General features: G+C 68.4%; 12 protein-coding genes and 1 pseudogene. 9 read left to right on the top strand and 4 right to left on the bottom strand.

What is annotated here, in order from left to right:
* The first annotated feature begins 37 nt into the window (after window positions 1–37).
* Window positions 38–1,354 (top strand): fumarylacetoacetase, encoded by a 1,317-nt coding sequence (gene fahA / locus FHP25_RS07140; protein ID WP_147846229.1) that lies wholly within the window; start codon window positions 38–40, stop codon window positions 1,352–1,354.
* Window positions 1,355–1,369: 15 nt separating this feature from the next.
* Here fahA and FHP25_RS07135 read toward each other — a convergent pair whose 3' ends face one another.
* Entirely contained in the window at window positions 1,370–3,448 is a 2,079-nt protein-coding gene (locus FHP25_RS07135) for an autotransporter outer membrane beta-barrel domain-containing protein (protein WP_147846228.1), read from the bottom strand.
* A 216-nt stretch (window positions 3,449–3,664) separates the two neighbouring features.
* On the opposite strand from FHP25_RS07135, the gene FHP25_RS07130 reads away from it, so the two are divergent.
* Window positions 3,665–4,702, top strand: coding sequence for a histone deacetylase family protein (locus FHP25_RS07130; protein ID WP_147846227.1), 1,038 nt, complete (start codon window positions 3,665–3,667; stop codon window positions 4,700–4,702).
* A 105-nt stretch (window positions 4,703–4,807) separates the two neighbouring features.
* Window positions 4,808–5,992: an acyl-CoA dehydrogenase family protein gene (locus tag FHP25_RS07125; RefSeq protein ID WP_147846226.1), complete on the top strand. Its 1,185-nt coding sequence runs from the start codon at window positions 4,808–4,810 to the stop codon at window positions 5,990–5,992.
* Window positions 5,993–6,166: 174 nt separating this feature from the next.
* Here the strand turns inward: FHP25_RS07125 and FHP25_RS07120 are convergent, their stop codons facing one another.
* Both FHP25_RS07120 and FHP25_RS07115 read right to left on the bottom strand, forming a co-directional pair.
* Entirely contained in the window at window positions 6,167–6,994 is an 828-nt protein-coding gene (locus FHP25_RS07120) for an MBL fold metallo-hydrolase (protein ID WP_147846225.1), read from the bottom strand.
* A gap of 113 nt (window positions 6,995–7,107) precedes the next feature.
* On the bottom strand, window positions 7,108–7,968 hold the full coding sequence (locus FHP25_RS07115; protein ID WP_147846224.1) for an ATP-binding protein: 861 nt from the start codon (window positions 7,966–7,968) through the stop codon (window positions 7,108–7,110).
* Between the two features lie 208 nt (window positions 7,969–8,176).
* Here FHP25_RS07115 and yajC point away from each other — a divergent pair, with 208 nt between their 5' ends.
* From yajC to FHP25_RS42580, 6 genes and pseudogenes are all read left to right on the top strand, one after another.
* Window positions 8,177–8,620, top strand: coding sequence for a preprotein translocase subunit YajC (gene yajC, locus FHP25_RS07110; RefSeq protein WP_147846223.1), 444 nt, complete (start codon window positions 8,177–8,179; stop codon window positions 8,618–8,620).
* A gap of 37 nt (window positions 8,621–8,657) precedes the next feature.
* Window positions 8,658–10,286: a protein translocase subunit SecD gene (gene secD / locus FHP25_RS07105; RefSeq protein WP_147846222.1), complete on the top strand. Its 1,629-nt coding sequence runs from the start codon at window positions 8,658–8,660 to the stop codon at window positions 10,284–10,286.
* Between the two features lie 7 nt (window positions 10,287–10,293).
* Window positions 10,294–11,484, top strand: a complete 1,191-nt coding sequence (gene secF / locus FHP25_RS07100) for a protein translocase subunit SecF (RefSeq protein WP_147846221.1) — start codon at window positions 10,294–10,296, stop codon at window positions 11,482–11,484.
* A gap of 16 nt (window positions 11,485–11,500) precedes the next feature.
* Window positions 11,501–11,896: an Mth938-like domain-containing protein gene (locus tag FHP25_RS07095; protein WP_231712229.1), complete on the top strand. Its 396-nt coding sequence runs from the start codon at window positions 11,501–11,503 to the stop codon at window positions 11,894–11,896.
* Between the two features lie 93 nt (window positions 11,897–11,989).
* On the top strand, window positions 11,990–12,361 hold the full coding sequence (locus tag FHP25_RS07090) for a nucleotidyltransferase family protein (RefSeq protein WP_147846219.1): 372 nt from the start codon (window positions 11,990–11,992) through the stop codon (window positions 12,359–12,361).
* Window positions 12,291–12,677, top strand: a pseudogene (locus tag FHP25_RS42580) (HepT-like ribonuclease domain-containing protein); the annotation flags it as partial. The gene FHP25_RS07090 and the pseudogene FHP25_RS42580, both read left to right, overlap by 71 nt.
* Before the next feature lie 121 nt (window positions 12,678–12,798).
* On the opposite strand, the gene FHP25_RS07080 reads toward FHP25_RS42580, so the two are convergent.
* Window positions 12,799–14,577, bottom strand: coding sequence for an ABC transporter transmembrane domain-containing protein (locus FHP25_RS07080; protein WP_147846218.1), 1,779 nt, complete (start codon window positions 14,575–14,577; stop codon window positions 12,799–12,801).

Genomic DNA, 14,577 nt, shown 5'->3' with positions numbered 1-14,577 from the left:
CACCGAGCCCGGGTTTGGAGCAGGGAGTTGACCACGCATGACCAGCCTCAACGAAACGCATGATCCGGCGCTGAGCAGCTGGGTCGAGTCGGCCAACAGCGCGGACACCGATTTCCCGATCCAGAACCTGCCCTTCGGCGTGTTCCGCCGGGCCGGCACGACCGAGGCGTTTCGTGGCGGTGTGGCGATCGGTGATCAGATCCTGGATCTGGCCGCCGTGCGCACGGCACGCGCCATCCGCAGCACCGCGGCGGCCAACGCGCTGCGTGCCGCCAGCGGCGCCTCCCTGAACGCGCTCATGGCCATGGGACCGGATGCATGGTCCGCCTTGCGCCTGGCCCTGTCGCGCGCCCTGCGGGCCGGATCACCGGCCCAGGTCAAGCTCGGCGGCGCGCTGGTGGCGCAGCGCGAGGCCGAGATGGCCAGGCCCGCCAGCGTCGGCGACTTCACCGACTTCTACACGTCGATCCACCATGCCACGGCCGTGGGCCGGCTGTTCCGGCCCGACAATCCGCTGCTGCCCAACTACAAATGGGTGCCCATCGCCTATCACGGCCGCGCCTCGTCGATCGGCACGAGCGGCCAGCGCTTCGCACGACCCAAGGGCCAGATCCTGCCGGCCGGCGCCAACACGCCGGTCTACGAAGCCTGCAAGCGGCTGGACTACGAGCTGGAGCTGGGCGCTTTCGTCGGCATAGGCAATGCGCTGGGCACCAGCGTGCCGATGGACAAGGCCGAGCGGCACCTGTTCGGCCTCGTGCTGCTCAACGACTGGTCGGCACGCGACATCCAGGCATGGGAATACCAGCCGCTGGGGCCGTTCCTGGCCAAGAGCTTCGCCACCACCATCTCGCCCTGGATCGTCACGATGGAGGCGCTCCAGCCCTATCGCGCGGCTTGGACGCGGCCGGATGGCGATCCCCAGCCGCTGCCGCATCTGGACTCGCCCGATAACCGCGCGCAGGGCGCCATCGATATCGCGCTCGAGGTGTGGATCGAGAGCGAGCGCATGCGAGGCGAGCACAGCGGCCCGTCCCTGCTGTCGCGCTCGAACTTCCGTGATTCCTACTGGACCTGGGCGCAGATGCTGGCGCACCACACGTCCAACGGCTGCAATCTCGCGACCGGCGATCTGTTCGGCAGCGGCACGCAGTCCGGCCCCAGGCCCGAGGAAGGCGGCGCTCTGCTCGAGCTCTCCAAGGGCGGCAAGGAGCCGGTGACATTGGCCAACGGCGAGACACGCAGCTTCGTCGAGGACGGTGATACGATCACCTTCCGCGCCGCCTGCATGGCGCCGGGCCGGGCACGCATCGGCTTTGGCGCCTGCGCCGGCACCGTGATGCCGGCGCTCTGACGTACACGGCGAAGATCACTTCGGCCGGTCTTCCCGTGGCGGCGCCTGCGCAGGTTGCGGCGGCGGTGGCGGAGGCGCCTGCTTGGCCGGCGGCGGCGCCGCTGGCTGCGGTGGCTTTGCCGCGGGTGGCGGTGGTGCGGCGTGGCGCGGCGCCGGCTCGGGTCGTGGCGCGGCGGTCGGTGCGGGCGGCGTCGGCTTGGGCGGCGCCGGCGACACGCGCTCGGGCTGCCGCGGTGCCACGCTCGGCGGCGGCGCAGGTGGCGGCGCCGCCTGATCACGCTCGCGGACCGGCGGTTGCGCGGCTGGCGATGGGCCCACGCGCTCGGGCTGCTTGGGCGGCGTAGCGGGTACCGGCGGGACGGCGGGCGGGCGCGCCGGTGCTTGTGGCGTCGCTTGTGGGCCTGGCGCCTGCGGGCCTGACGGCCGCTCGCGCAGCGACGGCAGGTCGGGCCGGGCACCCGGCGGCGGCATCTTCTCATCCGGACGTGGCGGCGCCCCGGGTCCCTTGGCCGGAGGCATGGCGCCGGTCGGTGGCGGCCGGTCGTCGCGCTTCGGCTCGGCGGCCGGTGGCGGTGCCGACGGCGCATCCGGACGTCCATGCGCCAGGGATGGTCCCGGCGCGGGCGTCCGCTCGATCCGTGTCGGCTTGCCGATGGTCGGCATACCGCCGAACGACGTACGTGCTTCGGGCGGAACCATAGGCGGCGGCGCTTTGGGCTCGGGTGCTTTCGCGCCCGGACGCGCGTCGGGCATACGCCTTTCCATCACCGCCGGCGGCGCCGCGACCGGCGCCACCTCGGCCCGTGCCATCTTGTCGGCCTGAACGCGCAAGATGGTGCGATTCACCTGCTGCGACCGGGCAAAGGCGTCGGCCGGAACCACCGTCGCGTAACGCTGGTTGGCGTAGGTCCAGCGCTCGCCATCGCGACGGTCTTCGCGGCGGTCCTTCCAGCGCTCGACATAATCGGCACGGCGCTCGATGTCCGTGACGTTGTAGACGTTGGTCACATTGATGTTGCGGATGTAGGTGCGGTTGGTCGTGTACGGCGGCACGTAGACCTCGCGCGGCCCCAGCGGGAACCAGCCGACCGCCGGTCCGCGATTGCCGCCCATGACGGCAAGCTCGGCAATCGAGCCGCCGACGAAGCCGACGACCGCGGGAGCATAGACCGGCCGCACCGTGCGGGCCGGCGGCACCCACGACCAGCGGTTGTTGTACATGACCCAGCGGCCGTAGTGGAACGGCGCGAAACCCCAAGGCGCATCGTCGATCCAGGTCCAGCCCCAGGGGCGCACCCAGGCCCAATGGCCGTAGCGATATGGCGCCCAGCCGGTGGGCACGGCACGCGGCACCCAGATCTGGCCGTAGTCGCCGCCGGCGACCCAGCTGCCATAGGCATCGAGATCCTCGTAGCCGGTGACCGACGCGGCGATGTATTGCGGCGCCGGCCGGTAGACGATCAGCCGATCGCGCGCCGTCCACTCCGGCGGCATGGGCGGTGGCGCCAGGCGCTCGGTCGAGAACACGACCGGCGACGTGCCCGTCACCAGGCCGATCTCGCCCGCATGCACCTCAAGCACGCTGCCCCTGGCATCGATGAATTGCGCCGTGCCGGCACGCACGCCGATGCGGGTCGGGTCTTCGGTGGTGCCGGCCTCGATGACGTAGTCGCCATCCTGCACCAGCCGCACGGTGCCGCGCGGCGTGAGGATCTCGTAAGGACGGTCGGAGGGCACGCCCATCAGACGCAGGTCGATGCGCCCCTGCGGCTGGCGCAGCCTGAACCGCTCGTCGTCCAGCGCCAGCGCTTCGATCTCCGTCGCTCCCTGCAGGCGTACGCGAGCGCCGGCGACCACCATCTCGGCGCGACCACTGGGCTCGGTCCACAGCGCGTCACCCGACGAGAACGGGTAGTTCAATGTCGCCCGAGACCACCCCTGCCCGTCATTGTCATGGTACGAGACGGTCCCGGTGAGATAGCTGATCCGCCCGACCCGGGCTGGTGGATCGGCCTGGGCCATCGCATGGCCGGCCAGGCCCACGGACAGGAGACAGAGTGACGCGGCGAAAGCCGTACGCAACCAATGCTGCATGAGGCTCCTCCTGGGAACCTGCCCAGATGTGCAAACGCCATCGTGCGAGATCAGTTCCCGTTTCAGGTACGGCGCGAGCTGTGTCGAAGCAGAGGCGCCGCGCGGCGGCATCACGGTCTTTTCATGATCAAGTAAGGCGGATGCCACTTTCGGCGTGGTCCGGACTTGTCGTCGGCAACGGTTCATCGCTACGGTGGCGGAGCGAGAGGACATCCGATGAAGGTCGTCTATTCCGACAAGCATGCGTTGCACGACCCGGCGTTCTTCCTGGTGCGCGGCGAGCGCAAGGAAAGCGCCGAGAAGCCGGCGCGGGCCGACATCCTGCTCAAGGCGGCGCGGGCCGGCGGGCATGAGATCGTGACGCCGGCCTACACCGGACTGGTGCCGGTCCTCGCAGTGCATACGCCGGAATACGTCGATTTCCTGCAGGTGGCGCAGCGCGAGTGGCAAAAGCTCGACGGCGCCGGCCCCGAGGTGATCCCCAACGTGCACCCCGTGCGCTATCGCGGCTCCTATCCGCGCGCCATCGCCGGCCGCGCCGGCTGGCATCAGGTCGACGGCGCCTGCCCGATCGGCGCCGGCACGTGGGAGGCGTCTCTGGCCGCCGCCCAGGTGGCCGTGACAGCCGCCCAGATCGTGATGGACGAGACCCGCGCCGGCGCTGCGGCCCCGATGGCCTACGCGCTCTGCCGGCCGCCGGGCCACCATGCCTATGCCGACATGGCCGGCGGCTTCTGCTTCCTGAACAACACCGCCATCGCCGCGCAACACCTGCGCACGGCGCATCAGCGCGTCGCCATCCTCGACATCGACGTGCATCACGGCAACGGCACGCAGGGCATCTTCTATGCCCGCAACGATGTGCTCACCGTCTCCATCCACGCCGATCCGGCCGACTACTACCCATTCTTCTGGGGCCACGCGCATGAGCGCGGTGAAGGCGCCGGCGAGGGCAGCAACCTCAACCTGCCGCTGCCGCTAGGCAGCGGCGACGCGATCTGGCTGGCAACGGGCGAACGCGCGCTGGAGCGCATCCGCACGTTCGCACCCACGGCGCTGGTGGTGGCGCTGGGGCTGGACGCCTCCGAGCATGACCCGCTGCAGGGGCTCAGGATCACGACCGACGGCTTCGGGCGGATGGCCAGCCTGATCGCCTCACTGAAGCTGCCGACCGTGCTGGTCCAGGAAGGCGGGTATCTCGGGCCGGAGCTGGGAGACAATCTGGGCCAGGTCCTGCGGCAGATGAGCGCCTGAGCAGCCCCTGGATTGTGCAAACCGCGGCCCTCTTCGCATCGTATCGAGTTGACCGCCTACCGCATCCCGCGCGACTAATCGGGCAGGCATGGTCGCGGTCGGCGCATGAACGATATCATCGGGACGACCTTCGCAGGACAGGCCCCCGTCACGCGGGCGCGAGCCCTGGCGCCGGCGCTCGACGCAGCATCAGATGACATCGAGCGCACCCAGCGCATCCCGGAGCCGCTGCTGTCTGACCTGCACGCCGCGCGGCTCTTCCGCATGCTGCTGCCGCGCTCCGTCGGTGGCGACGAGGTCGAGCCTTGGGTCTATCTGCGCGCCGTCGAGGAGATCGCACGCCATGACGGCTCGGTGGGCTGGAACATCTTCGTCGCCAACAGCTCGGCGCTGATCGCACCGTTCCTGCCCCTAAGGACCGCGCGCACGATCTACGCCGATGCGCGCGCGATCATCGCCTGGGGCCCGCCCAACTCTTGCCGGGCAGCGGCCGTGCCGGGCGGCTACAAGGTCAGCGGCCGCTGGGATTTCGCCTCGGGCTGCCGGCAGGCGAGCTGGATGGGCGTGCACTGCCTGGTGAGCGAGCCCGGCGGCGGCGTGCGGCTGAACACGGCTGGCCGGCCGACCGTGCGCACGCTGCTGTTCCCCGCCACCCAGGCGGAGCTGATCCACACCTGGGACGTGATCGGCCTGCGCGGCACGGCCAGCGACTCCTACACCACGACCGATCTGTTCGTGCCGGAAGCCTTCAGCGGCACGCGCGAGGACCCGACCTTGCGGCGTGAGCCCGGCCGGCTCTATGCCTTCACCATGCAGGGTCTCTATGCCGTCGGCGTCGCCGGCGTCGGCTTCGGCATCGCCGGCGCCATGCTGGATGCGTTCATCGAGCTGGCGGGGCGCAAGGCGCCGCGCAATGTCGGCCGGCTGGCCGACAATGCCGTGGTGCAATCCGATGTCGCGCGTATGACGGCGCAGCTGGATGCGGCCCGCGCCTATCTCGTGGAGACCCTGTCGGCGATCTGGGCTACGGCGGGCGCCGACGCCCCGATCGACCTGCCGGCCCGCGCCCGGGTACGCCTGGCCTGCGCACACGCCATCCATACCGCCGAGGCGGTTGCCGACTACGCCTACAAGGCCGCGGGCACCGACGCGATCTTCCTCGGCACGGCCTTCGAGCGCCGGTTCCGCGACATGCACACGCTCTCGCAGCAGATCCAGTCGCGCGCCGCGCATTTCGAGTCGGTCGGCCAGGTTCTGCTGGGCATCGAGCCCTCGGCGATCTTTCTGTAGCCGACGGGCGGCCGGACGCTCTACCCTATCGCCCGTCGTATCGTGACCGGATCGCCTGCGGTTCCCCGATGAGCGACGATGGTGATCAGGTTGGGCACCGTGAACGCGGCGACCAGCTTGTCCCAGGGCATCAGCGACACGGCGAACAGGTCGCCCTGCGGTTGGATAGCGAGACTAGTCGCCGCCGCTGCCGCCCACCACGATGACGGCCGGCTTCTCCGGCAGCCCCGCCTTGGTGACATCGATGGTGCGGCTGTCAGGCCAGACTGCCTCGTAGCTGTCGGCGACGAGGCGCAGGAAACGCTCGACCTGGCTGCTGCCCCAATAATGCATGGGCAGCACCACTTGCGGCTGGACCTGCTTGACCACCTCGACCACCAGCGGCACACCCATGGTGTAGGAGCCGTCGATCGGCACCATCAGAACATCGATGCGGCCAAGCTGCTCCAGATGCTCCTTCTCGAGGCGATGGTGCAGATGGCCGAGATGGGCGATGCACAGGTCGCCGATCTGAAAGCCGAAGATCGAGTTGCCGTTGATGCGCGTGCCGCCGTAGTCGCGCACGTTGGTCGGCACGTTCCACACCTTGACGTCGCGCAGCTCGACCTCGTGCGTCATCAGATCCTTGCCGCCCTCCGCCCAGCCGCGCAGGACATACGTGACGCCCGGCTCGACGTCGTCCGTGAAATGCGTGCCGTGGGCATTGTTCATGGTGACGATGTCGGGCTTGCGGCCATAGCCGTTGAGTCCGTTGTAGTCGGTGATCACGCGCACGCCCTGCGGCGTCTCGATGAGGAAGCTGGCGTGGCCGACGAAGGTGATCCGCGCGGCGCTGGCGGTGGCCGGCTTCTGCGCCAGCAGCCTCTCGCCCAGCCCCGCCAGCCGGATCGGCCCGCCATCGGCGACATTCTTGGTGCATCGTGCCTGGACGGCGGACCCGAGCACGGCAAGGACCGCCGCCACGAGGACGGCGAACAGCGGACGAGCAGCGACGGCGTGCATGACGGCCTCCGGGCGCGGAGCGACAGCGTTCGCCGCAGTTAGGCACGGTTCGTGCCGTCGTGCACGTATGTCACGCTCGCGCTCACGTGAACGCGAGCGATCCGATCCGCCCCCTACGCCAGCCGCTTGCCGAGCCGGCCGGCAAGATCCTGGATGTACTGCCAGGCGACGCGGCCGGAGCGGGCGCCGCGGGTGACCGACCACTCGACCGCTTCCTTGCGCAAGGTCTCCGGATCGATCTCCAGGCCGTAGCGGCGCACATAGCCTTCGATCATCGCGAAATAAGTGGGCTGATCGGCATTGTGAAAGCCGAGCCAGAGGCCGAAGCGGTCCGACAGCGAGACCTTCTCCTCGACCGCCTCGCTGGGGTTGATGGCGGTGGAACGCTCGTTCTCGATCATGTCGCGCGGCATCAGGTGGCGACGGTTGGAGGTGGCGTAGAACAGCACGTTGTCCGGCCGTCCCTCGATGCCGCCCTCCAGAACCGCCTTCAGCGACTTGTAGGCCGCGTCCTGACCATCGAAGCTCAGATCGTCGCAGAACAGGATGAAACGCCGCTTGGAGCTGCGCAGCAGCCCCAGCAGGGCCGGCAGCGAGGGGATATCCTCGCGGTGGATCTCGACCAGCGCCAGCGGGCCGGGGGTGCCGCCCAATGCCGTGTTGACCGCGGCGTGCACCGCCTTGACCAGCGAGCTCTTGCCGCAGCCGCGCGCGCCCCACAGCAGCGCATTGTTGGCCGGCAGCCCACGCGCGAAGCGCAGGGTGTTGTCCTCGAGGATATCCTTCTGGCGCTCGATGCCCTGCAGCAGGCCGATATCGACCCGGTTGACGTCGGGAACCGCCTCCAGGATGCCCGAAGCATGCCAGACGAAAGCGTCCGCCGAGGTCACGTCGAGGGCCGGTTTGGCTGGCGGCGCCAGCCGTTCGAGCGCCTCGACGATGCGCAGCAGCAGCGGTTCCAGCGGTTCGGTCATGTCAAAGGCCTGTGCATCGGGTCAGTGAAGCGGCCGGCAACCTAACGATAAACCCTTGAAGCCGAAAGCGATTTCGCCAATCCGGCCATGACGTCGCCATGCTGTCTTGCGCGTTGCAAAGCGGTTACGCGTGGGTATAGTCCGGCGTCCATTTTTTGCCCCCGCCCCTCATAATGGCCGGGGCCACCGCCACAGACAGGAGCTAGGCATGTTTATTTCGGAGGCGCACGCCCAGGCAACCGGCGGCGGTGGCGGCGGCTTGGGGGGATTCGAGCAGATCCTGCCGCTGATCCTGATCTTCGTGGTGTTCTACTTCCTGCTGATCCGCCCGCAGCAAAAGAAGATGCGCGAGCACCGCGAGATGCTTGGCGGCGTCAAGCGCGGCGACCGCGTGGTCACCGGCGGCGGCATCATCGGACTGGTCACCAAGGTGGTCGGGGACAACGAGGTGCAGGTCGAGATCGCCGAGAACGTGCGCGTGCGCGTCGCCAAGAGCACGATCTCGAGCATCCTGGCGCGCGATGTGCCGGTGAAGGGCGGCAAGGACGACGACTCGACCGAGAAGCCGTTGCTGGAGAGCAAGCCCGCCGGCGAGCAGGCGCGGCCGGGTGGATTGCTGGGCAGCCTGTTCGGCGGCAGGAAAAAGGAATAACTGCCAGGAAAGCTGGCCATAACCGGCGAGATGCCGCATGCTGACCCTTCCCCGCTGGCAGAACTGGACCATCACCGGCATCGTGCTGCTGTCGCTGCTGCTGGCGCTGCCCAACCTGCTGCCGACCGCGGTCCTGAACTACTTGCCGCAGTGGTACGCCGCCAACATCATCAGCCTCGGGCTCGACCTGCGCGGCGGTGCCCATCTGCTGTTCGATGTCGACGTGCGCAGCGTCGTGCGGCAGCGCCTGACCGACCTGTCCGACAGCATTCGCACCGAGCTGCGCAAGCAGCAGCTCCAGGTGCGCGAGATCGCCAGCGACGGCACGTCGCTCACCGTCTCGCTGCGCGATGCCGCCGATGCCGCCAGGATCGCCGACATCATCCGCAACCTCGAGTCCGGCCTGCTCGATGTCACGACCGTGGCGCCGACGACCCTGCGGGTGGCCTACACCCAGCAGGAGCTGACGCGCCGCCGCCAGCAGGTGCTGGACCAGTCGATCGAGGTGGTGCGCAAGCGGGTCGACGAGACCGGCACCAAGGAACCGACCATCCAGCGCCAGGGCGACGAGCGTGTCCTGGTGCAGGTGCCCGGCGTCGAGAACCCGGACGACCTGATCAAGCTGATCAGCACCACCGCCAAGATGGAATTCCGGCTCGAAGGCGTCGGCGCCACCATCCTGCGGCCCACCAAGGAGGGCTGGGACGCCGTCTGGCCGGAGCTGGCCAAGAGCGAGCGCTGGCAGAAGGAAAGCAACAAGACCCTGATCGCCGAGGAAATCTGCCGGCGCCAGGCCACGGCATGCATGCCGGTGAGCCGCCGCGTCGTGGTGAGCGGCGAGGAGCTGACCGACGCCCAGGCGACCTTCGACCAGCAGACCAACCGGCCCATCGTCAGCTTCCGCTTCACCACGTCGGGCGGCCGCGCGTTTTGCCGCGCCACGACCGACAACATCAACAAGCCGCTGGCGATCGTGCTGGACGAGCGAGTCATCAGCGCGCCGGTGATCCAGTCGGCGATCTGCGGCGGCAGCGGCATCATCACCGGCAGTTTCACGAGCCAGCAGACCAACGATCTCGCCCTGCAGCTGCGCTCGGGCGCGCTGCCGGCGACGCTGACCGTGATCGAGCGCCGCACCGTGGGCGCCGACCTGGGCGCTGACGCCATCCGTGCCGGCACCATCGCCGCCGTCGTCGGTACGGCGCTGGTGGTGCTGTTCATGTTCCTGTCCTACGGGCCGACCTTCGGCGGCTTCGCCAACCTGGCGATGGCCGTCAACCTGCTCATGGTCTTCGCCGGCATGTCGGTGCTGGGCGCGTCGCTCACCCTGCCGGGAATCGCCGGTCTGGTGCTGACGGTGGGCATGGCGGTCGACTCCAACGTGCTGATCTATGAGCGCGTGCGCGAGGAGCAGAGCCTGGGCCGCTCCGCGATGTCGGCGCTGACCGCCGGCTACGAGCGGGCGATGTCGGCGATCATCGACGCCAACCTGACCACCCTGATCGCCGGCGTGCTGATGTTCGGCTTCGGGTCGGGCCCGATCAAGGGCTTCGCCACCACCCTGTCGCTCGGCCTGCTGACCTCGATGTTCAGCTCGACGATCTTCACCCGCATGGTGCTGGCGCAGTGGATGCGCTGGCGCCGTCCGCGCGAACTGGTGATTTGAGGCATCGATGTTCAAGCCCGTTCGCCTGCTGCCGAACAAGACCAACTTCGACTTCCTGGGCAAGCGCAGGCTGGCCCTTGTGCTGTCGACGATCCTCAACATCGCATCGATCGCGATGGTATTCGTCGTCGGCCTCAATTTCGGCATCGACTTCCAGGGTGGCATCGCCATCGAGGCCAAATCGCTGAAGGGCGACGCGGATCTCGCCGAGACGCGCCGAATCGGCAGCGGCCTGGGCCTGGGCGAGGTCTCGCTGCAGGAGTTCGGCGCCAAGGACACGATCCTGATCCGCATCCAGCGCCAGAAAGGCGACGAGGCCTGCGTTGCCAATGCCAGCCGGCTGCTGACCAAGGCGATGGGCAATGGCTGGAGCATGAAGCCGGTCGCCGACACCCAATCCGGCAACCTCGAGCTGACGGCGCCCGGGCGGATCAGCGACGACCAGGCGGCCAAGGCCGCCGCCGCCGTCGGCCTGCCGGAAAACCTGGTGCGATCCGGAACGTCGCCTGCCACCGTTGCGCTGGAGCAGGACCAGCGTGACGAATGGTGCCAGCAGGTGGGGATCCTCGTGGCCAAGGATGCCCTGGCAAGCGCCTATGACTTCCGCCGCACCGAGTCGGTGGGGCCCAAGGTCGGCGGCGAGCTGCTGCACACCGGCATCATCTCCGTCGGCCTGGTCCTGCTGGCCATCGCCATCTATGTCTGGATGCGCTTCGAGTGGCAGTTCGGCGTCGCCGCCCTGATCGCCCTGGTGCATGACGTGCTGACGACCGTCGGCTTGTTCGCGATCACGCAGCTCGAGTTCAACCTGACAGCGCTGGCGGCGCTGCTGACCATCGCCGGCTATTCGATCAACGATACCGTCGTGGTCTTCGACCGCGTGCGCGAGAACCTCCGTCGCTACAAGCGGCTGTCGCTGGTCGAGCTGCTCAACGTGAGCACCAACGAGACGCTGGCGCGGACCCTCATGACGTCCGGCACCGTGTTCCTGGCCGTGCTGGCGCTGGTCCTGTTCGCCGGCCCGGTGCTCTACAGCTTCTCCATCGCCATGCTATGGGGTGTGATCGTCGGCACCTACTCCTCGATCTGGATCGCCAACGCCAGCCTCGTCTACATGCACTTCCGGCCCGACCGGGTGCGCCCGGACGACGACGAGAAGGAGAAGACGCGCATCACGGACGTCGAGGTGCGGCCTTAACCTCTCACGGAGGGACATGATGTCCCTGCCTACCGACAAGACCCTGCCGACGCCTGATCCGCGCGATCGGCAGCTGATCCAGACCTACGGGCCCGGGCATTTTCGCATCAGCGATGTCGACCACCAGGGCGCCGTACTGGTGCTGCCGCAGCAGACCCTGGCCTGGGCGGTCGCGGCCGCGGTGGATATCGCGCCGGACAACCTCGCGGCCGTCATCAGCGCCACGCCGCCGGTCGAGGTGCTGCTGGTCGGCTGCGGGGCAAAGGCCGTCTTCTTCCCGCCGTCGAAGCGCGCGGCGCTGAAGGCGCACGGCATCGTGCTCGAGGTCATGGATACCGGCGCCGCCTGCCGCACCTACAATGTGCTGCTGGCCGAAGGTCGCCGCGTCGCCGCCGCCCTGGTGCCGGTGTAATCAGCCAGAGCAAACGGACCGCCGGCCGCAGCCTGCTTTGTGCTAAGATGATCACAGATTCGGCATTCCGCTTGGTCGAGGAGGCAGGGTCCCATGACCGAGGCTGTATCGGGACGCCAGCAGGCGCATGAACCGGCGACTTTGACCAACGGTCGGCCGCGTCGCCATGTTCGGCCATCTGTCCTGCTTGAGCGTTACCGTAACGAGATTCGCTCCATCGTCACCCGGCATCGGGGTGCCAACCCGCGTGTGTTTGGTTCGGTCCTACGCGGAACCGATACTGAAGACAGCGACCTTGACCTCTTGGTGGATCCGGGGCCCGGTCAACGGATGACGCTGTTCGATCTCTCTGCGATGTTCTGTGAAATTGAGGATCTGCTCCAAATCCCGATTGATGTTCAAACGACGGGCGGCATGCCCACGCGAATTTGCGAGCAAATCGAACGAGAGGCCCAGCCCGTATGAAGGCGTTGCGGGCGCCCGACTACGTTTCCCACATACTCGAGGCGATCGAGCGTATCGAAACCTATACGTCCGCGCTGACCGAGGCCGAGTTTCTAGTATAGCGTCACGCCTGGTACACGACGCAGTCATTCGCAATTTCGAAATCATTGGCGAAGCGGCAGGAAACCTTCAACGGGTGGCACCGCAGATTGCCTCTGCCCATCCTGAGATACCGTGGCATTTGCCCAGGGGCATGAGGAATTTCCTTGTCCACGTGTATTGGGCGGTTGACGCGTCAAAGGTCTGGAACACTGTCACATCCGACCTCCCCCGCCTCAAGCGCCAGATGGACGGCCTGCGCCAGGAACTCGGTGAACCGAAATCACCCTGGAGAAAAATAGCAGGATGCTCGCAAGCGCCCTTCCTGGCCTATGGTCCACCTCCGGACTTGAGAAACCTCACTCCGCTGCGCGGTCGAACTGCAGCTCGGCGAGGCGGGCATAGAGACCGCCGCGGGCGGCGAGCTCGCGGTGCGTGCCGCTGTCGACGATGCGGCCCTGGTCCAGGACCACGATACGATCGGCCTTCAGCACGGTCGCCAGCCGGTGGGCCACGATCAGCGTGGTACGGTTCCTGGTCAGGCGGTCCAGCGCCGTCTGCACGGCCAGCTCGCTCTCGGCATCCAGCGCGCTGGTGGCCTCGTCCAGGAGCAGCACGTCGGGATCGCGCAGGATGGCCCGCGCAATCGCGATGCGCTGGCGCTGGCCGCCCGACAGGCGCACGCCGCGCTCGCCCAGGAACGTCGCCAGCCCCTGCGGCAGCGCTTCCAGGAACCCGAGCGCATGGGCGGTTTCGGCCGCGGCGCGGACCTCGGCGTCGCTCGCCTCGGGCCGGCCGTAGCGGATGTTGTCGAGCGCGCTGGCCGAGAACAGCACCGGCTCCTGTGGCACGATCGCCATGCGCGCCCGCAGGTCGGCCAGACGCACCTGGCTGATGTCAACGCCGTCGAGCCGGATCTTGCCGGCCTGCGGATCATAGAAGCGCTGCAGCAGGCTGAACACCGTCGTCTTGCCGGCGCCTGAGGGACCGACCAGCGCCACGCTTTCGCCCGCCGCCACCGACAACGCAAAATGATCCAGCGCCGCCGTGTCGGGCCGGGCCGGATAGCGGAAGGAGACGCCCTCGAAGGCGATCGCCCCACCGGCCGACGCCGGCAGCGCTGCCGGCGTCGCCGGCTCGACGACCGGCGAGCGCGTCGCCAGCAGCTCGGCGATCCGCTCGGCGGCGCCGGCGGCGCGCTGCAGGTCGCCAACCACCTCGCTGATGGCGCCGGCCGAGCCGGCCGCGACCACGGCGTAGAACACGAACGCCGAAAGGTCGCCGGCCGTGATCCGGCCACTCAGCACATCGCGCCCCCCGATCCACAGCAGCACCCCGACCGCGCCGAACACCAGCAGGATCACGATGCCGGTCAGGATCGCACGCTGCAGGATGCGGCTGCGCGCCGTGCTGAAGGCGGCCTCGACCAGGCCCGAGAAATGTTGCGCCTCGCGCTGCTCGTGGCCGAACGACTGCACGGTGCGGATCGCATCGACCCGCTCGCCGGCATAGGCGGTGACGTCGGCGATGCGCTCCTGGCTCAGCCGCGACAGGCGCCGCACGCGACGGCCCAGCACGATGATCGGCACCACCGCCAGCGGCACCACCGCCAGCGCCAGCACGGTCAGCCGCGGGCTGGTGATCACCAGCATGATGGTGCCGCCGATGAACATCAGCATGTTGCGGACGGCCACCGACACCGACGAGCCCACCACCTGCTCGATCAGGGTCGTGTCGGTCGTCAGCCGGCTCATCACGTCGCCGGTGCGCGCGGTTTCGAACCATGCCGGGCTGAGCTTCAGCACATGCGCAAAGCCGTCGCGGCGCAGGTCAGCGACCACACGCTCGCCGAGCCAGGAAACGAAGTAGAAGCGCCCTGCCGACGCCGCCGCCAGGACCGCCACCGCCACCAGCAGGGATGCCAGGGCGTAGTCGAGGATATCGCTGCGGCCGGCGGCGAAACCGAGATCGATCAGAGCTCGCAGGCAAGCCCCGAACGCGAGCACCGTGACGGCCGCCACGAACAGCGCCAGCAACGCCAGCGCCACGCGGCTGCGATATGGCCGCAGATAGGGAAACAGCAGGCGCAGCGGCCGCAGGTCGCGTCGTTTGCCCGATTCAGCAGTATTGGTGGCCAT

Origin of the sequence: Vineibacter terrae (assembly GCF_008039615.1) — a bacterium.
GTDB classification, from domain to species: Bacteria; Pseudomonadota; Alphaproteobacteria; order Reyranellales; family Reyranellaceae; genus Vineibacter; species Vineibacter terrae.
This window is presented reverse-complemented; position numbering and strand designations above follow the sequence as displayed.